We start from the raw sequence: 22,807 nt of genomic DNA, 5'->3' as shown, positions 1-22,807 counted from the left end.
GCCTCTGGTTAATCATGCAAATGCGCCGCAAGAATAACAGAAAGTGCGCAAAATTTCCGTTGTAACGCGGCAAACGCGTACACTCATTGACGTCATTTACATAAAAAGGTTTGTTTGATGGCCAATAATACCACTGGGTTAACCCGAATTATTAAAGCGGCAGGGTATTCCTGGAAAGGATTCCGGGCGGCATGGGTCAACGAGGCCGCATTTCGTCAGGAAGGCATCGCGGCCATCATTGCCGTGGTGATTGCCTGCTGGTTAGACGTCGATGCCATTACCCGGGTGCTGTTAATTGGCTCGGTCCTGATAGTGATGATAGTTGAAATTATCAACAGCGCGATTGAAGCGGTCGTGGACCGTATCGGCCCTGAGCATCATGAGCTTTCCGGGCGCGCGAAAGACATGGGCTCTGCGGCGGTTTTGCTGGCGATTGTCATCGCGCTGATCACCTGGGGAACCCTTTTATGGGCAAATTACCGCTAACTCCTGTCGTAGCGGCTCGCAAAACGAAAAGAAACTCCTGATTTTTGTGTGAAATGTGGTTCCAAAATCACCGTTAGCTGTATATACTCACAGCATAACTGTATATACACCCAGGGGGCGGAATGAAAGCGTTAACGACCAGGCAGCAAGAGGTGTTTGATCTCATTCGGGATCATATCAGCCAGACGGGCATGCCGCCGACGCGTGCGGAGATTGCTCAGCGCTTGGGGTTCCGTTCCCCAAACGCGGCGGAAGAGCACCTGAAAGCGCTGGCGCGTAAAGGCGCAATCGAAATCGTTTCCGGCGCCTCCCGCGGTATTCGTCTGCTGACGGAAGAAGAAACGGGCCTGCCGCTTATTGGCCGCGTAGCAGCAGGGGAACCGCTGCTGGCCCAGCAGCATATTGAAGGCCACTATCAGGTCGATCCGGCCATGTTTAAACCGAATGCCGATTTTCTGCTGCGCGTCAGCGGTATGTCGATGAAAGACATCGGCATTCTTGATGGCGACCTGCTGGCAGTCCATAAAACTCAGGATGTGCGTAACGGCCAGGTAGTTGTGGCGCGTATTGACGAAGAAGTAACCGTAAAGCGCCTGAAAAAGCAGGGTAACGTCGTCGAACTGCTGCCGGAAAACAGCGAATTTTCGCCAATCGTGGTGGATCTTCGTCAACAAAGTTTCACCATTGAAGGCCTGGCCGTCGGCGTTATTCGCAACGGCAACTGGCAGTAAACTCTTCCTCTCGCGGCATCATCTGATGCATGATGCTGCGTCGTTTTTCCTCTTTTTGGCACTCTCTCCATGTTTTTTAACGCCGCCGACAAAGCCCTGTGGCGCTTAGCGCTGCCCATGATCTTCTCCAATATCACCGTTCCGCTGCTCGGACTGGTGGACACCGCCGTTATTGGTCATCTCGATAGCCCGGTTTATCTGGGGGGCGTGGCGGTTGGCGCAACGGCAACCAGCTTCCTCTTTATGCTGCTGTTGTTCCTGCGAATGAGTACCACTGGGCTGACGGCCCAGGCGTACGGCGCTAAAGATCCGCAGCGTCTGGCGCGTGCGCTGGTGCAGCCGCTGTGCCTGGCGCTGGCCGCCGGGGCGGCCATTGTGCTCTTGCGGATGCCGTTGATCGACCTGGCGCTGCACATCGTCGGCGGCAGCGAAGCCGTGCTCGAACAGGCCAGACGCTTCCTTGAGATCCGCTGGCTAAGCGCGCCGGCATCGCTGGCGAACCTGGTCCTGCTGGGCTGGCTGCTGGGCGTGCAGTACGCCAGAGCGCCGGTGATCCTGCTGGTGGTCGGCAATGTTCTTAACATTGTGCTCGATGTATGGCTGGTGATGGGTCTGCATATGAACGTGCAGGGGGCGGCGCTGGCAACGGTCACGGCAGAATACGCCACTTTCTTTATCGGCCTGCTGATGGCAAGGCGCGTGCTGGCGCTGCGCGGCGTTTCCCTGTTAATGCTAAAAAACGCCTGGCGCGGCGATATACGTCGCCTGCTGGCGCTGAATCGCGACATCATGCTGCGTTCGCTGCTGCTACAGCTTTGCTTCGGTGCGGTAACGGTATTTGGCGCTCGCCTCGGCGCCGATGTCGTCGCGGTCAATGCGGTTCTCATGACGATGCTGACCTTTACCGCCTACGCGTTGGACGGTTTTGCCTACGCCGTTGAGGCGCACTCCGGGCAGGCCTACGGCGCGCGTGACGATAGACGGCTGCTGGCTGTCTGGCATGCGGCTTGCCGCCAGTCAGGGATAGTGGCGCTGGCGTTTGCGCTGATTTACGGACTTGCCGGCGAACAGATTATTGCGTTGCTGACCTCGCTGCCTTCCCTGCAGCAGCTGGCCGACCGCTATCTGGTCTGGCAGATGATTCTGCCGGTCATTGGCGTCTGGTGCTACCTGCTGGACGGCATGTTTATCGGTGCGACGCGCGGTGCGGAGATGCGTAACAGCATGGCGGCGGCGGCGGCGGGGTTTGCCCTGACGCTGTTGACGGTACTCACGCTCGGTAACCATGGACTGTGGCTGGCGCTGACGGTCTTTCTCGCTCTGCGCGGCGCTTCCCTGGCAGCGATCTGGCGGCGGCACTGGCGGCGCGGAACCTGGTTTTCGTAGTGCATTTAGTACATCTGATGGTTAAAGATTCCGAATAATAAATCTTACTCAGAATACTCATCTATAGTTAAGTCATGTCCGAAACACAGCGGGCTGTTCATTCACCGAACGATAACCGAACGATGAGGAATGCATGATGAATAAAGACGAAATCGGCGGTAACTGGAAACAGTTCAAAGGTAAAGCGAAAGAGAAATGGGGCAAGCTGACTGATGATGACATGACCGTCATTGAGGGTAAGCGTGACCAGCTGGTCGGTAAAATCCAGGAACGTTATGGATATGAAAAAGACCAGGCAGACAAAGAAGTGACCGATTGGGAAACCAAAAACGACTACCGCTGGTAGCGAAAACGTCGTGTTTTAACCCACTGTTATTGCCTGCACGATCGGTACATGGAGGTACTGCTACCCTTGATTCCCGCTGCGGCTAACGCCTCAGCGGGCTTTCTTTTTAATCTGGATGGTATGGTCGTGATGGCAGTGGCCCGGCGTACTGCAGGATTCGACCTCGACGCAGGCAGCGCAGAGGCCGTGAGCTTCAATGACGTTGTGGCGCAGCGCGAATCCCATTCTTGCCGCCAGCGTATGCATTATATCTTCGACGCCTTCCGCGCACTCTTCTTTCACGCCGCCGCAGCGGTCGCAAATAAACATCGCTGAGCTGTGGGTTGGCTGATCGAAAAGGTGGCAGAGCACGTAGCTATTGGTCGATTCCACTTTATGCACGAACCCCTGCTCCAGTAAAAACTCCAGCGCCCGATAGACGGTCGGCGGTTTAGCCTGGGGCTCTTTTTCACGAAGGAGATCGAGCAGGTCGTAGGCGCTGATTGCCCCTTGCTGCAGGCTCATCAAACGCAATACTTCGAGGCGCTGCGGGGTCAGGCGCACGCCACGCTGCGCGCAGAGCTTTTCAGCATGCGCTAACATTTGTTGCGAAGTGGTCTTATCCATGAGCGTCCTCTGGTTGCGTGAATCTCAAACTGTTACTTTATCACGATACCGATGAAACGCCGAGACCCGGCGGACTATACCCGTCACACTTCGCGTCACATACGCTTCGGCAGCGTCAATTCGTCCCAGCCGTCACGCTCCTGGGGTCGCTCTGGCTTGCCCCCTTATGCTATACCTGATGCATCTCATTTTCGGGAGAAAACGATGAAACGACCTGATTGCATTCAACACTGGCGTGAACTGGAAGGGGCGGATGATTCCACCTACCCTGACAGTACCGAGCTTTTCTCCATCGGTGCGCCGCTGGCGCGCGGTCTGCGGCTCAATCGCCTGGGGATCCACCATGAGCGCCTGCCGCCCGGGCGCCGCACTTCTTATCCACATGCGGAAAGCGACGAAGAAGAGTTTATCTACGTGCTGGAAGGCTATCCGGAAGTGTGGATTAACGGCTACCTGTGGAAGCTGGAGCCGGGGGATAGCGTCGGTTTTCCTGCCGGAACCGGTATTTGCCACACGTTCCTCAATAACACCGAACAGGAGGTCCGCCTGTTAGTCGTGGGTGAGGCAAACAAGAAATTTAATCGTATCTACTATCCGCTTAACCCCGGCTATGCCGCTACGCGTCAGGATCGCTGGGTTGACCATCCGCCGCAGTTTTTCGGCCCTCACGACGGCAAGCCGCGGAAAAAATAGCGTTTATTGCGGGATGGAAAGGGGGCGCGCCGACGCTATGCGCCAGTGGTTTATCTTTGTGCTATAGTAGCGCCCCTTTTTACCCGGATGCTTATTTATTCGCCATGATGTCAGAATCAACGCCTACTGCTTTTGCTGCCCACCGTTTTTCCATCGCGCCCATGCTCGACTGGACCGACAGACACTGCCGTTATTTTCTGCGTCAGCTGTCGCGCCACACGCTGCTGTATACCGAAATGGTGACCACCGGTGCGATTATTCACGGTAAGGGCGACTATCTGGCCTACAGCGAGGAAGAGCATCCGGTCGCCCTGCAGCTCGGCGGCAGCGATCCGGCTGCGTTGGCGCACTGCGCAAAGCTGGCGCAGGCGCGCGGCTATGATGAAATTAACCTCAATGTCGGCTGCCCGTCCGATCGCGTACAGAACGGTATGTTTGGCGCCTGCTTGATGGGGAACGCGCAGCTGGTGGCTGACTGTATTAAAGCGATGCGCGACGTCGTGTCGATCCCGGTTACGGTAAAAACCCGTATCGGCATTGACGACCAGGACAGCTATGAGTTTCTGTGCGATTTTATCGAAACGGTATCCGGGAAGGGCGAATGCGAGATGTTTATCATCCACGCGCGTAAAGCCTGGCTTTCAGGCCTGAGCCCCAAAGAGAACCGCGAGATCCCGCCGCTGGACTATCCACGCGTTTACCAGCTTAAGCGCGATTTCCCGCATCTGACCATGGCGATCAACGGCGGTATTAAGTCGCTGGAAGAGGCAAAGGAGCATCTTGAGCATATGGACGGCGTGATGGTAGGCCGTGAGGCCTATCAGAATCCGGGTATTCTGGCCTCGGTGGATCGGGAGATTTTCGGCGTGGAAGGCGTCGATGCTGACCCGGTTTCCGTGGTCCGGGCGATGTATCCCTATATCGAACGCGAACTGAGTAACGGAACCTACCTGGGGCACGTGACGCGTCATATGCTGGGGCTCTTCCAGGGCATTCCCGGCGCGCGCCAGTGGCGTCGCTATCTGAGCGAAAATGCGCATAAAGCCGGGGCGGACATCAACGTACTGGAACAGGCGCTGAAACTGGTTGCCGACAAGCGTTAGTTTTTCGCTAAAATCTGGTCAAATTCACCACGCCTGGCACCTGACATGTCGGGCGTTTTTGTTTTTATTCAATAACTTATATTTGGCATGATTTTTGTAATATCCAGCAAGGTAGATTACATTTCTTTAGGGGAAAGACGATGCTGGAACTCTTATTTGTTATTGGCTTTTTTGTCATGCTGTTGGTCACCGGCGTTTCACTGCTGGGAATTATTGCCGCGATTGTGGTCGCGACCGCGCTGATGTTTGTCGGTGGTTTGTTTGCGTTAATGATTAAGCTGCTGCCCTGGCTGCTACTGGCCGTAGTCGCGGTGTGGGTGATTCGGGCGATAAAATCGCCAACCGGGAACCGTTATCGCGGTAATAACCGCTGGCGTTACTAAGGTATTGAGCGGTATGTCACAACCTGAAGATTTTTTGCATAAAACAGCGTAGGCTTTGCTTATTAAATCTGTCACTATTAGCGCGTTAACGAATTCATCGAGCTGTACCCTACATACAGCCGAACAAAAAAAGTAAGGGCTTCCCAGGGGGAAGCCCTAAACTTTTCTTCTTCTCCCGTCATACTTCAGGCTGCAGGGGCGTTGGTTGCTGAGTGACTCGTCTCATCCATGAGACTCGCCCTTACGGACCGTCGCTTTGCGGCGTTCAAATCTGTTTCTGACAGATTTGTCATTCACCCCAGTCACTTACTGTTGTCAGCTCCTGGGGATTCATTCACTTACCCTCTTCCTGTCGCCCGGCTCATTTAGGGAAAAGCCATAACTATGGCAACAGCAAACTCGAGCCCTGCGTCGCCCGGCTTTCCAGCACCTCATGCGCGCGGCGGGCATCGCTCAATGCATATTTCTGACTCTCCGCAACATCCACTTTTATCACCCCGCTGGCGATCAGCGAGAACAGCTCGTTGCTGGCCTCCGTCAGCTCTTCGCGCGTAGTGATATAGCCCTGCAGCGACGGGCGGGTAACGTACAGCGAACCTTTCTGGTTGAGAATGCCGAGATTCACGCCGGTCACCGGGCCCGAAGAGTTGCCGAAGCTCACCATCAGCCCCCGGCGCTGCAGGCAATCAAGAGACGCTTCCCAGGTATCTTTACCGACGGAATCATAAACCACCTGAACTTTCTTACCGTCGGTGATCGCTTTCAGGCGTTCGACGATATTCTCTTCGCGATAGTTAATGATCTGCCAGGCGCCGGCCTGTTTAGCGCGTTCGGCTTTTTGCGCGCTGCCGACGGTACCGATCAGCTTAGCGCCCAGCGCTTTGGCCCACTGACAGGCGATGAGCCCGACGCCGCCGGCCGCCGCGTGGAACAGGAACGGCTCGCCTGCTTTGATCTCATAGGTTTTACGCAGCAGGTAATAAACCGTGAGCCCTTTCAGGAACGACGCTGCCGCCTGCTCGAAAGAGATGGCGTCCGGTAAAATAGCGGCCTTATCGGCAGGTACGTTATGCACGGAGCTATAGGCCCCCAGCGCCGATTGCGCGTAGACCACCCGGTCGCCGGCTTTAATATGCTTCACGCCGTTACCGACTTTGCTCACGACGCCAGCGGCTTCGGTGCCGAGGCTGCTCGGCAATGACGGCGGTGGATAGAGGCCGCTGCGGATATAGGTATCAATGTAGTTGATGCCGATGGCCTTGTTCTCTACCTGAATTTCGTGCTCTGCGGGATCTTTCGGCGTGAACTCCACCGCTTGCAGAACATCAGGCCCTCCGTGCTGGTGAAATTCAATTCGTGTTGCCATGCTTCCTCCAGAAATGTGGTAATCTTTCGACCCATTCACTATCTCGGTAACTCCATTCACTATGGCAGGAAATAAACCCTTCAACAAACCACAGACTGAACCCCGCGAGCGAGATTATCAGCTCGATGGGTTAAAGGTCCCGCCGCACTCGATTGAAGCGGAACAGTCGGTGTTGGGCGGTTTAATGCTGGATAACGAACGCTGGGACGACGTTGCCGAGCGCGTTGTTTCGGAAGATTTCTATACTCGTCCGCATCGCCATATTTTCACCGAAATGGCGCGCCTGCAGGAGTCGGGCAGTCCGATCGACCTGATTACGCTCGCCGAATCGCTGGAGCGTCAAGGGCAGCTGGACAGCGTCGGCGGATTCGCCTACCTGGCGGAATTATCGAAAAATACGCCAAGTGCGGCGAACATCAGCGCTTATGCCGATATCGTCCGCGAGCGCGCGGTGGTACGCGAAATGATCTCGGTGGCCAATGAAATCGCCGAAGCCGGTTTCGATCCCCAGGGCCGCACCAGCGAAGATCTGCTCGACCTCGCCGAATCCCGGGTCTTTAAAATCGCCGAAAGCCGCGCGAATAAAGATGAAGGGCCGAAAAATATCGCCGACGTGCTCGACGCCACCGTGGCGCGAATTGAGCAGCTCTTCCAGCAGCCGCATGACGGCGTCACCGGGGTCAATACCGGCTATGACGATCTCAATAAAAAGACCGCCGGTCTTCAGCCGTCGGATCTGATTATTGTTGCCGCGCGTCCATCGATGGGTAAAACGACGTTTGCGATGAACCTCGTGGAAAACGCGGCGATGTTGCAGGATAAACCGGTGCTTATCTTCAGTCTGGAGATGCCCTCGGAGCAGATTATGATGCGTTCTCTGGCCTCGCTGTCGCGCGTTGACCAGACCCGTATTCGAACCGGTCAGCTGGATGATGAAGACTGGGCGCGCATTTCCGGCACCATGGGGATTCTGCTGGAAAAACGCAACATCTATATTGATGACTCCTCCGGCCTGACGCCGACGGAAGTGCGTTCACGCGCGCGGCGTATCGCCCGCGAGCACGGCGGCATCGGCCTGATTATGATCGACTACCTGCAGCTGATGCGCGTGCCGTCGCTCTCCGATAACCGTACGCTGGAAATCGCCGAAATTTCCCGCTCGCTCAAGGCGCTGGCGAAGGAGCTGCAGGTGCCGGTGGTGGCGCTGTCGCAGCTTAACCGCTCCCTGGAACAGCGTGCGGATAAGCGCCCGGTGAACTCCGACCTGCGTGAATCTGGCTCCATTGAGCAGGATGCCGACTTAATCATGTTTATCTACCGTGATGAGGTTTACCACGAAAACAGTGACTTAAAAGGCATCGCCGAAATTATTATTGGTAAACAGCGTAACGGTCCTATCGGGACGGTGCGCCTGACGTTTAACGGTCAGTGGTCGCGTTTTGATAATTATGCTGGGCCACAATACGACGACGAATAAATCTCCGTCATCCTTCATGCCGCAGATGCGTTGACTACGCCTGTTCACCCCGGTCACTTAGTTTACTAAGCTCCCGGGGATTCTCAGGCTTGTCGCCTTCCTGCAACACGAAGGATTTAGGAGATGCTTTTATTAAGGAATTCAAATGCAAGCGGCAACTGTAGTCATTAACCGCCGCGCTCTGCGACACAACCTGCAACGATTACGGGAACTGGCGCCTGCCAGCAAACTGGTTGCGGTGGTGAAAGCGAACGCCTACGGACACGGTCTTCTTGAGACCGCGCGAACGCTCCCGGACGCCGATGCTTTTGGCGTTGCCCGTCTTGAAGAAGCCCTGCGCCTGCGCGCGGGCGGTATCGCCCAGCCGATTCTGCTGCTGGAGGGGTTCTTTGAAGCCGCTGACCTGGCGATTATTTCCGCCCAGCGTCTGCATACTGCGGTACACAGCCCGGAACAGCTGGCGGCGCTGGAAGATGCCGACTTACCCGAACCGATCACCGTATGGATGAAGCTGGATACCGGAATGCACCGATTAGGCGTTCTGCCCGAACAGGCCGAAGCCTTCTATCAGCGCCTGAGCCAGTGTAAAAACGTCCGTCAGCCGGTAAATATCGTCAGCCATTTTGCCCGTGCGGATGAGCCAGAGTGCGGCGCGACCGAACGTCAGCTGGATATCTTTACCACCTTCGCGGAAGGGAAACCGGGGCTGCGTTCTATCGCCGCATCCGGCGGTATATTGCTGTGGCCGCAGTCGCACTTCGACTGGGCGCGTCCGGGGATCATTCTCTACGGCGTGTCGCCGCTCGACGGTGGATCCACCGGCGCGGATTTTGGCTGCCAGCCGGTGATGTCCCTGACCTCCAGCCTGATTGCGGTCCGCGAGCATAAAGCCGGCGAGCCGGTGGGCTACGGCGGAACCTGGATCAGCGAGCGCGATACGCGTTTAGGCGTTGTGGCGATGGGCTATGGCGATGGCTATCCGCGCGCCGCGCCGTCCGGAACGCCGGTGCTGGTTAACGGGCGTGAGGTGCCGATTGTCGGACGCGTGGCGATGGATATGATTTGCGTCGATCTTGGGCCTGAAGCGCAGGATAAGGCTGGCGATGCGGTCGTGCTGTGGGGCGAAGGTTTACCCGTCGAACGTATTGCCGAAATCACAAAAGTAAGTGCTTACGAACTTATTACGCGCCTGACTTCACGGGTGTCGATGAAGTACGTGGATTAACGTTCTTTCTCGTTTGCCCTGGCAGCGTTGCCGGGGCATGGTCCACCAGCCCATCCTGACTTATTTCGTAGAATTGCTGGCTGCCACTTCATTCTATTGGGTCTTCTCCGCGTAGGATTCGTGCGTCGTTATAAAGCCGGTTACGATAATCATTAGGTTGAACAATTGAGTCATCAATGCGTTGCCAAATCTCATCGATTGAATTCGCCACGCTAAACCCGGTGGTTGTGAGTAACTGGCGGATATGTGGGAATTCGTCTTCGTCACAACTGATTGCCAGATAGTTTGCGATGGTGTCTGCTACCAGTTCATATTGCCCTTCTGAATCCAGACGTACCACCTGTGCCTGCTCCAGAGGAATATTATCCGGACCACGCCATAGTCCCACGTACCCCTCATTATCCTCACCAAACCAACTGATAAGTTTATTGGTGGCCTGCATCGCCCTGACGTTGTCAACAATATCGGGGTCAGCCCAATCTTTTTCATTTAAATAGCTGGTATCAGACGGCGCTTCCCATTGAGGGTTATCTGTGAGTTCTAACTCAATATATTCAGTAATTTCAGAAAGTTGATTGATTTTCCCACGCAAGAGTAATATCTCGGGAGTCATGGCGTTTGTCCTTGTCTGCGGCGTTATAAATCGATTATCAGAGGCGGGTTTAACGTAATTTTTTATCGTATAACCGCTTTCCTTCCAGAGCATTGTAAAATCAACGTCCGCAATCGGGGGGCTATCCATAAATTCATTATCCTTTTTTACGTCGTGCTGCTCCAGTTTATGAGGCTTTATGCTATAGGGAATAAAGAAGGTCAACATCCCCTCGACCTTCTTTCGCATCCAGTTTATTGTGTTATGACTTGCCTCATGTAAACCTGGAGAAACATCACGTGTTTCAGAAAGTTGACGCCTACGCTGGCGATCCCATTCTCTCCCTGATGGAGCGTTTTAAAGACGATCCACGTAGTGACAAAGTAAACCTCAGCATCGGTCTTTATTACAACGAAGACGGCATTATTCCGCAGCTGCAGGCTGTTGCCGAAGCGGAGGCGCGCCTTAATGCTCAGCCGCACGGCGCCTCAATCTATTTACCTATGGAAGGACTGAACGCCTACCGTCACGCTATCGCGCCGCTGTTGTTCGGTGCCGATCATCCGGTACTGGCGCAACATCGCGTGGCCTCCATTCAGACGTTGGGCGGCTCCGGCGCCCTGAAAGTCGGCGCTGATTTCCTAAAACGCTACTTCTCGGGCTCGCAGGTGTGGGTTAGCGATCCGACGTGGGAAAACCATATCGCGATATTCGAAGGGGCTGGATTCGAAGTAAGTACTTACCCATGGTTTGATGATAAAACCAATGGCGTGCGTTTTGAGGCGTTCCTGGAAAAACTCAAATCGCTACCGGAGCGCGATATCGTGCTACTGCATCCGTGCTGCCATAACCCAACGGGAGCCGATCTCAGCAATGCGCAGTGGGACGACGTCGTTGAGGTGCTGAAAGCGCGTCATTTAATTCCTTTCCTCGATATTGCCTATCAGGGCTTTGGCGCCGGCATGGAAGAGGATGCCTACGCTATCCGCGCCATTGCGCGCGCCGGGATCCCGCTGCTGGTGAGCAACTCCTTCTCGAAAATCTTCTCCCTGTATGGTGAACGCGTGGGCGGACTGTCGATCGTCTGTGAAGATGCAGAAACCGCGGGTCGTGTACTGGGGCAATTGAAAGCGACCGTACGGCGCAACTACTCCAGCCCGCCGAACTTTGGCGCGCAGGTCGTGGCGGCGGTACTGGGCGACAGCGAGCTGAAAGCCTCATGGCTGGCGGAAGTGGAAGAGATGCGTACCCGTATTCTGGCCATGCGTCACGAGCTGGTGAATGTGCTGAAAGAGACGGTGCCGGGCGGTGATTTTGATTACCTGCTTAAGCAGCGCGGGATGTTTAGCTATACCGGTTTCAGCCCAGCCCAGGTTGACCGCCTGCGCGATGAGTTCGGTGTCTACCTGATCGCCAGCGGCCGTATGTGCGTAGCCGGGCTGAATTCAGGCAACGTGCGGCGCGTCGCGCAGGCATTTGCTGCTGTAATATAAGTTTTTCCTGTCCTTTTTTGCCCGCGTCAAATCATGACGCGGGTAATTCCCTACCTGAAGTGTGATCATTCTCTTTTTATATGACATCAGAGCAGAAAAATCTTCCTATCCGCGTCAGCGGGGGGTAAGGTCTTGATGCATTAATAAGCGTACACATTATTGAAAATTATAACGATTCGATTATTTAGGGAAAAATATGCGCAAGATCACCCTGGCCTTTGGGGCCGTCTGCTTACTGTTCACGCTAAATAGCTCCGTCGTTGCTCGCGCTTCCACACCGCAGCCGCTGTGGACGGGCACCAATATGGCGAAACTCGCCGAACAGGCGCCGATCCATTGGGTTTCCGTGGCCCAGATTGAAAATAGCCTGTTGGGGCGCCAGCCGATGGCCGTCGGGTTTGATATTGATGATACCGTCCTGTTTTCCAGCCCGGGCTTCTGGCGCGGACAGAAAACCTATTCCCCCGGCAGCGATGATTACCTGAAAAATCCGGAGTTCTGGGAAAAAATGAACAACGGCTGGGATGAATTCAGCATGCCGAAAGAGGTGGCGCGCCAGCTGATTGCGATGCACGTGAAGCGCGGCGATAGCATCTATTTTGTGACCGGACGTAGCCAGACCAAAACCGAAACGGTAACGAAAACCCTACAGGATGATTTTCTCATCCCGGCAGCGAATATGAACCCGGTTATTTTTGCTGGCGATAAGCCCGGTCAGAACACCAAAACGCAGTGGCTACAGGAGAAAGGGATCAAAGTCTTCTACGGCGATTCGGATAACGATATCTCCGCCGCCCGAGAGGTAGGCGCGCGTGGGATCCGTATATTGCGAGCCTCGAATTCCTCCTATAAACCGCTGCCGATGGCGGGCGCTCAGGGCGAAGAGGTCATTGTGAATTCAGAATATTAAGCCATCCATCGGCGTAAACATCATTAGCTCAAACGGCAGCCGACGCGCTGCCGTTTTTTTGTGCAAAATAGCGCGTCGGAGGTTTTACCTTTTCGCTTATTGCTGCACACTTAGGAAGGTTGATCGGTAAAAGGAGCGGTTTATGTGGCATCAGCAAACTCTGGCCTTAGGCCCGAAATCACGGGGCTTTCATCTGGTCACTGATGAGGTTTTAAGCCAGATTCCCCAGCTTTCGGGAGTTAAAACTGGCCTGCTGCATTTGCTGCTCCAGCATACATCTGCTTCCCTGACGCTAAATGAAAACTGCGATCCGACCGTCCGCTACGATATGGAACAACATTTTCTGCATGCCGTACCGGATAATGCGCCGTATGAACACGATTATGAAGGTCCTGATGATATGCCCTCGCACATTAAATCTTCGATGCTGGGCGTATCGCTGATGCTGCCCGTTCAGGACGGACGCGTCAGGCTGGGGACCTGGCAGGGTATCTGGCTAGGGGAGCATCGTATTCACGGCGGATCGCGCCATATCATCGCGACGCTAATGGGGGAATAAAAATGACAATTTCGGATTTATTGCAGTACTGCATGGCAAAGCCGGGCGCTGAACAAAGCGTACATAGCGACTGGAAAGCGACGCAGATCAAAGCGGCGGACGTCCTGTTTGCGATGGTAAAAGAGGTGGAGGACAATCGGCCTGCGGTATCGTTAAAAACCAGCCCCGAGCTTGCGGAACTGCTAAGGCAGCAGCATCGCGACGTTCGCCCCAGCAAACATCTCAATAAAGCACACTGGAGTACGGTGTTTCTGGATGGCTCCCTGCCTGATTCGCAAATTTACTACCTGGTGGATGCTTCATACCAGCAGGCGCTTGATTCTCTTTCCGAGGCTAAGCGTAAACTATTGCCATAGCGTTAAATCCTCCCCAGCGCCAGCAGGGTCACATCAAACAGGCGAAGCAGCGTGGAGTGCAGGTGCGTCTGCATGGCGATCTGTTCATTGCTGGCGCGAATGCTGGCAATATCGCGCTGCCCTTCGAGGAGCAGAATGAGGTCGTCCTGACTTAACCAGCCGCGCGCTTTCTCCTGTAATGCCTGAAGCGTGAGCATTCCGGCGTCGCGAATGCCGCTGTCTTCATCATTTACTATCGCCTCCATAAGCTGTAGCCATTCTGCCGTATTCACGCCTGCGCCGGTCACCTGGGCGCTGACTTCTTTAATGATGGACATGGTTATCTCCCTGAGCGCAGCTGTTCGCCGCTGATGGCCTGCTGATAAAGATATTCCGTTTGTTGCGCCAGAGCTCCGGCCGTGAAGGGCGTCAGCGCTGCATCCTGGCGGGAAACATGCGTGTAAAGCCGCTGATAATTCTTCTCCAGCACGCGCAGATTATTCTGCCGCAGCGCATCGCCGTCGTTTAATGCCAGGCTAAATAGCTGACGAATCTGGCGATCCTCTTGTCTTAGTAAGCGTTGGTCGACCGGCGCTGTCGCCGCATCGCTGATGAACTGCAGATGACGCTGTTCCAGCATCAATAGCTGCTGGTGGGCCGTATTGCTGTAGCCGTCTACCCAGCTGCAGGCGGTTGTCACCAATAGCGCCGCGATAAGAGTGAATTGATAAAATCCGTGTTTGAAAGACATGATGCATCCTGCAATTTATGGCCGTGACGCTATCTGATGACAGATGTCGTGCGGCCGCAAATCACAAAATATCAGCGGGAGAAAAATGAGAGGAAATGATGCCTCTTCCCGGGACGAGAAGAGGCAGGTGAGGTTACTTCAGCATGGGCTTGAGGAAGCGAGCGGTATATGAAGCCTCGCATTCGGCGACCGTTTCCGGGGTTCCGGAAACGAGGATCTCTCCGCCGCCGCTTCCGCCTTCCGGCCCAAGGTCAACGATCCAGTCAGCCGTTTTGATGACATCCAGGTTATGCTCAATCACCACGATGGTATTACCCTGATCGCGCAGCTGATGTAGTACTTCCAGCAGCTGCTGAATATCGGCAAAGTGCAGACCGGTGGTCGGTTCATCAAGGATATACAGCGTCTGCCCGGTACCGCGTTTGGACAGCTCGCGCGCCAGCTTGACGCGCTGGGCCTCGCCGCCGGAGAGCGTAGTCGCCGACTGGCCAAGGCGAATATAGGTTAGCCCGACGTCCATCAGCGTTTGCAGCTTACGCGCCAGCGCCGGAACCGCATCGAAGAACTCACGGGCTTCTTCAATGGTCATATCCAGCACTTCATGAATCGTTTTGCCTTTGTACTTAATCTCCAGCGTTTCGCGGTTATAGCGTTTGCCTTTGCACTGGTCGCACGGTACGTAGATATCCGGCAGGAAGTGCATCTCGACTTTGATCACGCCGTCGCCCTGGCAGGCTTCACAGCGGCCGCCGCGCACGTTAAAGCTGAAGCGGCCCGGCGTGTAGCCACGCGAACGTGATTCAGGTACGCCGGCAAACAGTTCACGGACCGGAGTAAAGACGCCGGTATAGGTGGCCGGGTTGGAGCGCGGCGTACGACCGATTGGGCTCTGGTCGATGTCGATCACTTTATCGAAATGTTCCAGACCCTGTACATCGCGGTACGGCGCCGGTTCCGCAATGGTGGCACCGTTGAGCTGGCGCTGGGCAATCGGGAACAGCGTGTCATTGATCAGCGTGGATTTACCCGACCCTGAAACGCCGGTAATACAGGTGAAGAGCCCCACCGGCAGCGTCAGCGTTACGTCTTTCAGGTTGTTACCGCGCGCGCCGGACAGCTTCAGCACTTTCTCTGGATTAGCGGGTACGCGCTGTTTCGGCACCTCAATTTTACGCTTGCCGCTCATGAACTGGCCGGTCAGTGATTCCGGCACCGCCATGATATCTTCCAGCTTACCCTCGGCCACGACCTGACCGCCGTGCACGCCGGCGCCAGGGCCGATATCGATAACGTGGTCAGCGGCGCGAATAGCGTCTTCATCGTGCTCAACGACAATCACCGTGTTGCCGAGATTACGCAGGTGGATAAGGGTTCCCAGCAGGCGTTCGTTATCGCGCTGGTGCAGACCGATAGAGGGCTCATCCAGTACGTACATCACGCCGACCAGGCCTGCGCCGATCTGGCTGGCGAGGCGGATACGCTGCGCTTCGCCGCCGGAGAGGGTCTCCGCCGAACGGGAGAGCGTCAGGTAGTTCAGGCCGACATTGACGAGGAATTTCAGACGATCGCCAATCTCTTTCAGTACTTTTTCGGCAATTTGCGCGCGCTGGCCGGAGAGCTTCAGGTTGTTGAAGAAGTCCATCGCGTGGCCGATGCTCATGTCTGAGATGGTCGGCAGCGGCGTATTTTCCACAAACACGTGCCGCGCTTCGCGCTTAAGGCGTGTTCCTTCACAGCTGGCGCAGGGACGATTGCTAATGAATTTAGCTAACTCTTCGCGTACTGCGCTGGATTCCGTCTCTTTATAACGGCGCTCCATATTATGCAGCACGCCTTCAAACGGATGGCGGCGTACGGAGGTATCGCCGCGATCGTTCATATATTTGAATTCAATATTCTCTTTGCCTGAACCGTACAGCACGACCTTTTGTACGCTGCTATTGAGCGTGCCCCAGGGCGCTTCAACGTCGAATTCATAATGTTCCGCCAGCGACTTCAGCATCTGGAAGTAGTAAAAATTGCGCCGATCCCAGCCGCGAATCGCTCCGCCCGCCAGCGACAGCTCAGGGTTTTGAATCACGCGCTCCGGATCGAAATACTGCTGGACGCCGAGGCCGTCGCAGGTCGGGCAAGCGCCTGCCGGGTTGTTGAAGGAGAACAGGCGCGGTTCCAGTTCGCGCATGCTGTAGCCGCAAATCGGGCAGGCGAAGTTGGCGGAAAACAGCAGCTCTTCGGCTTTCGGATCGTCCATGTTGGCGACGATGGCTGTGCCGCCCGACAGCTCCAGCGCGGTCTCAAAGGACTCGGCCAGACGCGTGCTGAGATCGTCGCGGACCTTAAAGCGGTCGATCACGACTTCGATGGTATGTTTCTTTTGCAGCTCCAGCTTCGGCGGATCGGAGAGATCGCAGACTTCGCCGTCGATCCTCGCGCGGATATAGCCCTGCCCGGCGAGGTTTTCCAGCGTTTTGTTATGTTCGCCTTTGCGCTCTTTAATGATCGGCGCCAGCAGCATCAGGCGCTGACCTTCAGGCTGGGAGAGAACATTATCCACCATCTGGCTCACGGTTTGCGCCGCCAGCGGCACATCGTGATCCGGGCAGCGGGGCTCGCCGACGCGCGCGTACAGCAGGCGCAGATAGTCGTGAATTTCGGTAATGGTGCCTACCGTAGAGCGGGGGTTGTGGGACGTTGATTTCTGTTCAATGGAAATCGCCGGCGACAGCCCTTCAATATGGTCGACGTCGGGCTTCTCCATCAGCGACAGGAACTGCCGCGCGTAGGCGGAGAGCGATTCAACGTAGCGACGCTGCCCTTCGGCATACAACGTGTCGAAAGCCAGTGAGGATTTGCCTGAACCCGAAAGCCCGGTGACGACAATGAGTTTGTCGCGCGGGATGACGAGGTTGATATTTTTGAGATTATGGGTGCGGGCGCCCCGAACTTCGATCTTATCCATTCACCTTTCCCGGTAGATACGCGGATTGCCTGGTTTGTTAGAAGGACAAACGGCAGAAACGGCTAATTATGACACAATTTAACCTGTTTGAATATACAGTATTGGAATGCATTTCCCGGCGAGGTATGCAAAAATGTCGTACCGCGAGAGTTCTCTGGAACATACTTCCCAGCTATCAACATAGCACCTGGAAATGGTACACTCGCGCGTTTACACTATTAAGAAACGCATTCAGGAGACACAAACATGGCCAGCAGAGGCGTAAACAAGGTGATTCTCGTCGGTAATCTGGGCCAGGACCCGGAAGTACGCTACATGCCGAGTGGTGGCGCAGTTGCCAACATTACGCTGGCTACTTCCGAATCCTGGCGTGATAAAGCGACCGGTGAGATGAAAGAGCAGACTGAATGGCACCGCGTTGTGCTGTTCGGCAAACTGGCGGAAGTGGCCGGCGAATATCTGCGCAAAGGTTCTCAGGTCTATATTGAAGGCCAGCTGCGCACCCGTAAATGGACTGACCAATCCGGTCAGGAAAAATACACCACCGAGGTTGTAGTCAACGTTGGCGGCACGATGCAAATGCTCGGCGGTCGTCAGCAGGGCGCGGGCGCCCCGGCAGGCGGTGGTCAGCAGCAGGGCGGTTGGGGACAGCCTCAGCAGCCGCAGGGCGGAAACCAGTTCAGCGGCGGCGCGCAGTCGCGTCCGCAGCAGCAGGCTCCGGCAGCGCCTTCCAATGAGCCGCCGATGGACTTTGACGACGATATTCCGTTCTAACGAAGCGTTAGCGTCGTAAAGCCCTCTCTGAAAAAGCCCCTGTTTGGGGCTTTTTCTATTTTCTGACACAGCTTATCTGCATTAATTCACGGTGTGGCAGGTGTGGCAGGTGTGGCAGGTGTGGCAGGCGGATTTACTGCCGACGCGACCTGATTTTTAGAAGCCGCGGTCGCCTGCTGCTTACGCGCCATTTCATCCACGATCAGCCGATAAGCAATGTAGTACTTATAGATATTGCTGACATAGCTTACGGTCTCGGAGCCGATTTTCTCGGCGGCCAGATACTCAACGTTGCCAAACCACACGTTCGGGTCAAAACCGCGCCTTTTAGTATCCGCCCGTAGCCGGGCAATGCGCCCGGGGCCCGCGTTATAAGAGGCGAACGAGAACAGCGCCTTATCAAGCTGGGTCATTGGTTCATCGCCATAGTAGCGATCTATCATCCAGCGCATGTATTTCACCCCCGCATGAATATTGGGGTCGAGCTGCTTAATATCGCCGACGTTGAGCTCCTTACCGGTGCTCGGCATGACCTGCATAACGCCAATGGCGCCGACGTGGCTACGCACCGACTGATTAAGCCGCGATTCCTGATACCCCTGAGCGGCCATCAGCAGCCAGTCAACATCGTAGCGATCGCCATATTTGCGAAAGATCTCCACCATGGCCAGAAATTTACGCCTTTCTTTTTGCCCCGCCGCGTTTTTAACGTAGCTGCCATCCTTCAGGTAGCGCAGCAGTATCGTATTACCCAGCCTGCTGCCCTGGCGATTCTTATTGATGAACGCATTAAGCAGGGCCAGCAGCTGCGGGCTATTGTTACGTACCGCCCAGCCGATATTACCTTCGTCGCGCAGAACAATGTTCTGATGAACCTGAATCCTGGGGAAGACCTGTTTCCAGAACAGGGCCTTGTGGCGGTCGACCACGATCAATGGGATCAGGCCCGCGCTGAGCATCTCTATCAGATCCTCATCTTCCAGCGCTTCGGGCGCCGGTTCGATGGTGATGGGGGGCAGTGATTGCTGCGCAAAGCGTGCGTTGAGCGCGACCAGGCTCGCGTAATAGCTGGATGAGGTGCGGACGAAGACCGTTTTACCGGAAAGCTGCTGTAGATTGTCCACTTTGGGAGAGCCGGGACCAGAAAGAAGCAGCTCCTGAACGTGAGAATAGAGCGGTGCAGTAAAGGTCATTTCCTGCTGACGCTCAGGCGTGATCGTCAGGTTGGCGGCAATAATATCCCCTTTTCCTGCGTTAAGCGCGCTGATGAGCTGGTCACGGGCCACCGGAACAAAGATGATCCGCACTTTAAGGTGACGATGCTTGAGCTTTTTCTCTTTCGCCAGGCTTTGATTGAGACTGCGTTCAAACTCCATAAATATATCGTGAGTCGCGCCGCGCTGGGTGCCTTTATTGATAAAGAAAAAAGTTTTGCTGAAGGGGGTTAATACGCGAATGGTTCGCCGGTCGAGCATACCCGGTAAATCTCCCCTCCATGGCTGTAGCATATCGTCAACGTTGACTTCCAGGGCGTCGCGTTCCGCTGGTTCTGATCGTTTGTTCTCTGTAGCCGCGTAACCGGATGTGAGGCACAGTAGCGCGGCAAAGCATGCCAGCCAGCCGACAAGGTATCGATAGAACGACGAAGTGTTCATGGCGCGGTGCTCCGCAGGGGGATGGTCTTATTTTAGTCAATTTCTGGCCGTTAGCATGTCCGCGAACAAGTTTGAGAGTCGGTTAGCCGGTTATTTTAATTATTTTATTAATTAGCATGCTCGGTATTTTTGGCGAGATTATAAAACTATAAATCTCTAATTAATTGTGGAGGCAATATGATTGAATTATGTTTTTTTAATGTGGATATTATTCATTTTTTTAATTTCTATTCCTGCTAAATGCGCTTCTGCTATTTATATCTTTTTGTTTTTATTGCATTAACTAAAAACATTCATGCGATAAATGATTATCGACTTGATAATAAATCTCATTTCTAATAACGTTGTGTGGCACAATAATCCTATTACTGCTGTTCGGCAAAGGCTATCAAAGAATAGCGTGGCGCGTTTATTTCTTCGTTTTTGCCAGAGTAATAAATCTATTTTGGCCACCCATTATGATTGCTATCTCGCTATTTAAGCGGGAGGGCCTGACTACGCCAAAAAGAGATGTTGCTCTATGCAGGGAAGTCATTGCCGTTGTTTATCTGACGGAAGAAGAAGGCGTGCCCCGACAGCAAAAAAGAAAACAGGGCATATTCCATGAAACACAGTTCACACTACTCGCTGGCCGCGCTGATCCCGATGGCCATCTGGGGAGGGATGCTGCCAGCGCAGGCCGCTGATGGCACGACTCCAGACGATACGAAGAAATCTGAAACGACTGCGGTAAATGACGATGAAACCATGGTGGTCACCGCGGCGGCGCAAACGCTGCAAGCCCCCGGAGTATCCACCATCACCGCCGAAGAAATCCGTAAACATCCGCCCGCGCGCGATGTCTCCGAGCTGATTCGTACCCAGCCCGGCGTCAACCTCACCGGTAACTCTACCAGCGGGCAGCGCGGCAATAACCGCCAGGTCGATATCCGCGGCATGGGGCCGGAGAACACCCTGATTCTGGTGGATGGTAAACCGGTGACCAGCCGTAATTCCGTGCGCTATGGCTGGCGCGGCGACCGCGATACCCGCGGTGATACCAGCTGGGTGCCGGCGGAAATGATCGACCATATCGACGTCATTCGCGGCCCTGCTGCGGCCCGCTACGGTAACGGCGCGATGGGCGGAGTGGTCAATATTGTCACTAAACCGGCCACCAGCGAGTGGCATGGTTCATGGAATACCTATATGAACGCGCCTCAGCACCGTAAAGAGGGCGCGACGAAACGGACAAACTTTAGCCTCAACGGCCCGCTATCGGATGAGGTCAGCTTTAATTTATGGGGAAATCTGAGCAAAACGCAGGCCGATGCCCAGGATATTAATTCCGGTCATGAAGCAGCGCGAACCGGTAGCTATGCGGGATCGTATCCTGCAGGACGCGAAGGGGTAGTGAATAAAGATATTCACGGCAAGCTGCGCTGGGAGTTTGCGCCAATGCAGGCGCTGGAGTTTGAAACCGGCTACAGCCGCCAGGGCAACCTGTATGCAGGGGATACCCAGAATACTAACACCAGCACGTTGGTGAAAAGTATGTACGGTAAAGAGACTAACCGTCTCTATCGTCAGACTTACGGCGTGACGTGGACCGGCGGCTGGGATAACGGCGTGACCAGCAATACCTGGGCGCAGTATGAGCACACCCGTAACTCGCGCATGAACGAGGGGCTGGCGGGCGGAACGGAAGGGATCTTCTCCAGCAGCGAATTCTCCGATATCGACCTGTCGGATGTGCTGCTGCACAGCGAGGTCAATATTCCGTTTACCCTGGGATTTGAGCAGAATCTGACGCTGGGTACCGAGTGGAACCAGCAGCGGATGAAGGATGGCGTGTCGACTACCCAGTCACTCTCTTATGGCTCCATTGACGGCGTTTCGGCAACCGGCCGTAGTCCTTATTCCAGCGCCGAGATCTTCTCGCTGTTTACCGAAGACAATATCGCGCTGACCGATAGCACTATGCTGACGCCCGCTCTGCGCTTCGATCATCACAGCATCGTCGGTAATAACTGGAGCCCATCGCTGAATCTCTCGCAGGGGCTGGCGGATGACTGGACGCTGAAGCTGGGGATCGCCCGCGCCTATAAAGCGCCGAACCTTTATCAGCTTAACCCGAACTATATCCTCTACAGCAACGGCCAGGGTTGCTATGCCAGTAGCTCAGCCTGTTACCTGATGGGGAATAGCGATCTGAAGGCGGAAACCAGCGTCAATAAAGAGATTGGCCTTGAGTATAAGCACAATGGCTATCAGGCCGGGCTGACTTACTTCCGTAACGATTACCATAACAAGATTGAATCGGGCTACTCGGCGGTGGGGACGGCCAGCAACGGCACCACCAATATTTACCAATGGGAAAACGTACCGAAGGCGCTGGTTGAAGGGCTGGAGGGCTCGCTGAATCTCCCGGTAAGCGAAACGGTCAACTGGAGCAACAACCTGACGTGGATGCTGCAGAGTAAGAATAAGACCACCGGCGATCGCCTGTCGGTGATCCCGCAGTTTACGCTGAACTCTACCCTGAGCTGGCAGGCACGCGACGATCTTTCGCTGCAGAGCACGTTCACCTGGTATGGCCGCCAGAAACCTAAACGCTTCAATTATAAAGGCGAGTCTGTTTCCGGCAGCGAGCTGAACGAAGTGAGCCCGTACAGCATTGTCGGTCTTAGCGCGACCTGGGATGTGAATAAAAACCTGAGCCTGACCAGCGGAGTGGACAACCTGTTCGATATTCGCCACTACCGTGCCGGTAACGCGCAGACGACGGGAAATTCGACGACCGGCGCTTATCTGTATGGTGCAGGTGCGGAAACTTATAATGAATCGGGGCGGACGTTTTATGTCAGCGTGAATACGCATTTCTGATTAACGATTCAAACACCCGCCGGAATAATGAACTATTCCGGCTTGTTATTTTTTATGCCGGGAAAAACCAGTGATATAAATTATGACAAAATCTCCACGGCCTCTACACAAT

22 protein-coding genes are annotated in these 22,807 nt (G+C 54.8%); 15 read left to right on the top strand and 7 right to left on the bottom strand.

The window, feature by feature from the left end:
- The first annotated feature begins 117 nt into the window (after positions 1–117).
- The 4 genes from ABLV12_RS13610 to ABLV12_RS13595 all read left to right on the top strand — a co-directional run bounded on the left by ABLV12_RS13610 (position 118) and on the right by ABLV12_RS13595 (position 2,949).
- Positions 118–486 (top strand): diacylglycerol kinase, encoded by a 369-nt coding sequence (locus ABLV12_RS13610; protein ID WP_004109553.1) that lies wholly within the window; start codon positions 118–120, stop codon positions 484–486.
- A gap of 122 nt (positions 487–608) precedes the next feature.
- Positions 609–1,217, top strand: coding sequence for a transcriptional repressor LexA (lexA, locus tag ABLV12_RS13605; RefSeq protein WP_004109543.1), 609 nt, complete (start codon positions 609–611; stop codon positions 1,215–1,217).
- Between the two features lie 69 nt (positions 1,218–1,286).
- Positions 1,287–2,603 carry an MATE family efflux transporter DinF gene (gene dinF / locus ABLV12_RS13600; RefSeq protein ID WP_348867104.1) on the top strand — a complete coding sequence of 439 codons (1,317 nt, stop codon included), beginning with the start codon at positions 1,287–1,289 and terminating at the stop codon, positions 2,601–2,603.
- A 136-nt stretch (positions 2,604–2,739) separates the two neighbouring features.
- Complete coding sequence (locus ABLV12_RS13595) at positions 2,740–2,949, top strand: CsbD family protein (protein ID WP_016808435.1); 210 nt, start codon at positions 2,740–2,742, stop codon at positions 2,947–2,949.
- A 90-nt stretch (positions 2,950–3,039) separates the two neighbouring features.
- On the opposite strand, the gene zur is transcribed toward ABLV12_RS13595, so the two are convergent.
- Complete coding sequence (zur, locus tag ABLV12_RS13590; protein ID WP_004097781.1) at positions 3,040–3,555, bottom strand: zinc uptake transcriptional repressor Zur; 516 nt, start codon at positions 3,553–3,555, stop codon at positions 3,040–3,042.
- 204 nt (positions 3,556–3,759) lie between these two features.
- Between zur and ABLV12_RS13585 the strand changes: the two genes are divergently transcribed.
- From ABLV12_RS13585 to pspG, 3 genes are all read left to right on the top strand, one after another.
- Positions 3,760–4,248: a cupin domain-containing protein gene (locus tag ABLV12_RS13585; protein ID WP_348867103.1), complete on the top strand. Its 489-nt coding sequence runs from the start codon at positions 3,760–3,762 to the stop codon at positions 4,246–4,248.
- Positions 4,249–4,352: 104 nt separating this feature from the next.
- On the top strand, positions 4,353–5,351 hold the full coding sequence (gene dusA, locus ABLV12_RS13580) for a tRNA dihydrouridine(20/20a) synthase DusA (protein WP_016808434.1): 999 nt from the start codon (positions 4,353–4,355) through the stop codon (positions 5,349–5,351).
- A 140-nt stretch (positions 5,352–5,491) separates the two neighbouring features.
- Positions 5,492–5,734 carry an envelope stress response protein PspG gene (pspG, locus tag ABLV12_RS13575; protein WP_064371017.1) on the top strand — a complete coding sequence of 81 codons (243 nt, stop codon included), beginning with the start codon at positions 5,492–5,494 and terminating at the stop codon, positions 5,732–5,734.
- Between the two features lie 382 nt (positions 5,735–6,116).
- Here pspG and ABLV12_RS13570 read toward each other — a convergent pair whose 3' ends face one another.
- A complete protein-coding gene (locus ABLV12_RS13570; protein WP_016808433.1) occupies positions 6,117–7,100 on the bottom strand; it encodes a quinone oxidoreductase in 984 nt (327 codons plus the stop codon).
- 61 nt (positions 7,101–7,161) lie between these two features.
- Here ABLV12_RS13570 and dnaB point away from each other — a divergent pair, with 61 nt between their 5' ends.
- Both dnaB and alr read left to right on the top strand, forming a co-directional pair.
- Complete coding sequence (gene dnaB, locus ABLV12_RS13565) at positions 7,162–8,577, top strand: replicative DNA helicase (protein WP_004097788.1); 1,416 nt, start codon at positions 7,162–7,164, stop codon at positions 8,575–8,577.
- A gap of 145 nt (positions 8,578–8,722) precedes the next feature.
- Complete coding sequence (gene alr / locus ABLV12_RS13560; protein WP_004109522.1) at positions 8,723–9,802, top strand: alanine racemase; 1,080 nt, start codon at positions 8,723–8,725, stop codon at positions 9,800–9,802.
- Positions 9,803–9,890: 88 nt separating this feature from the next.
- Here alr and ABLV12_RS13555 read toward each other — a convergent pair whose 3' ends face one another.
- Positions 9,891–10,622, bottom strand: a complete 732-nt coding sequence (locus tag ABLV12_RS13555) for a hypothetical protein (RefSeq protein WP_224314153.1) — start codon at positions 10,620–10,622, stop codon at positions 9,891–9,893.
- 71 nt (positions 10,623–10,693) lie between these two features.
- Here ABLV12_RS13555 and tyrB point away from each other — a divergent pair, with 71 nt between their 5' ends.
- From tyrB to ABLV12_RS13535, 4 genes are all read left to right on the top strand, one after another.
- Positions 10,694–11,887 (top strand): aromatic amino acid transaminase, encoded by a 1,194-nt coding sequence (tyrB, locus tag ABLV12_RS13550; RefSeq protein ID WP_004109518.1) that lies wholly within the window; start codon positions 10,694–10,696, stop codon positions 11,885–11,887.
- Between the two features lie 196 nt (positions 11,888–12,083).
- The gene (gene aphA, locus ABLV12_RS13545) at positions 12,084–12,797 is read left to right on the top strand and encodes an acid phosphatase AphA (RefSeq protein WP_004109510.1); all 714 of its coding nucleotides are present in this window, start codon (positions 12,084–12,086) and stop codon (positions 12,795–12,797) included.
- A 142-nt stretch (positions 12,798–12,939) separates the two neighbouring features.
- Entirely contained in the window at positions 12,940–13,356 is a 417-nt protein-coding gene (locus tag ABLV12_RS13540; protein ID WP_016808431.1) for a secondary thiamine-phosphate synthase enzyme YjbQ, read from the top strand.
- A 2-nt stretch (positions 13,357–13,358) separates the two neighbouring features.
- Entirely contained in the window at positions 13,359–13,712 is a 354-nt protein-coding gene (locus tag ABLV12_RS13535) for an MmcQ/YjbR family DNA-binding protein (RefSeq protein WP_004097793.1), read from the top strand.
- Positions 13,713–13,714: 2 nt separating this feature from the next.
- On the opposite strand, the gene ABLV12_RS13530 is transcribed toward ABLV12_RS13535, so the two are convergent.
- The 3 genes from ABLV12_RS13530 to uvrA all read right to left on the bottom strand — a co-directional run bounded on the left by ABLV12_RS13530 (position 13,715) and on the right by uvrA (position 17,401).
- On the bottom strand, positions 13,715–14,029 hold the full coding sequence (locus tag ABLV12_RS13530; protein WP_023320177.1) for a hypothetical protein: 315 nt from the start codon (positions 14,027–14,029) through the stop codon (positions 13,715–13,717).
- Between the two features lie 2 nt (positions 14,030–14,031).
- Entirely contained in the window at positions 14,032–14,442 is a 411-nt protein-coding gene (locus ABLV12_RS13525; RefSeq protein ID WP_049127707.1) for a hypothetical protein, read from the bottom strand.
- Positions 14,443–14,575: 133 nt separating this feature from the next.
- Positions 14,576–17,401: an excinuclease ABC subunit UvrA gene (uvrA, locus tag ABLV12_RS13520; protein ID WP_064396635.1), complete on the bottom strand. Its 2,826-nt coding sequence runs from the start codon at positions 17,399–17,401 to the stop codon at positions 14,576–14,578.
- Between the two features lie 246 nt (positions 17,402–17,647).
- Here uvrA and ssb1 point away from each other — a divergent pair, with 246 nt between their 5' ends.
- The gene (gene ssb1, locus ABLV12_RS13515; RefSeq protein WP_004097799.1) at positions 17,648–18,175 is read left to right on the top strand and encodes a single-stranded DNA-binding protein SSB1; all 528 of its coding nucleotides are present in this window, start codon (positions 17,648–17,650) and stop codon (positions 18,173–18,175) included.
- 86 nt (positions 18,176–18,261) lie between these two features.
- Here ssb1 and ABLV12_RS13510 read toward each other — a convergent pair whose 3' ends face one another.
- Positions 18,262–19,830 (bottom strand): lytic transglycosylase F, encoded by a 1,569-nt coding sequence (locus tag ABLV12_RS13510; protein WP_064396633.1) that lies wholly within the window; start codon positions 19,828–19,830, stop codon positions 18,262–18,264.
- 603 nt (positions 19,831–20,433) lie between these two features.
- On the opposite strand from ABLV12_RS13510, the gene ABLV12_RS13505 reads away from it, so the two are divergent.
- Positions 20,434–22,695, top strand: a complete 2,262-nt coding sequence (locus ABLV12_RS13505) for a TonB-dependent siderophore receptor (RefSeq protein ID WP_004117251.1) — start codon at positions 20,434–20,436, stop codon at positions 22,693–22,695.
- The last annotated feature ends 112 nt before the right edge of the window (positions 22,696–22,807 follow it).

The sequence above is a fragment of the Klebsiella sp. CN_Kp100 genome, from assembly GCF_040065315.1.
Taxonomy (GTDB): Bacteria; Pseudomonadota; Gammaproteobacteria; order Enterobacterales; family Enterobacteriaceae; genus Klebsiella; species Klebsiella oxytoca.
The sequence above is the reverse complement of the archived record's forward strand: the minus strand, read 5'-3'. Positions and strand labels throughout refer to the sequence as shown.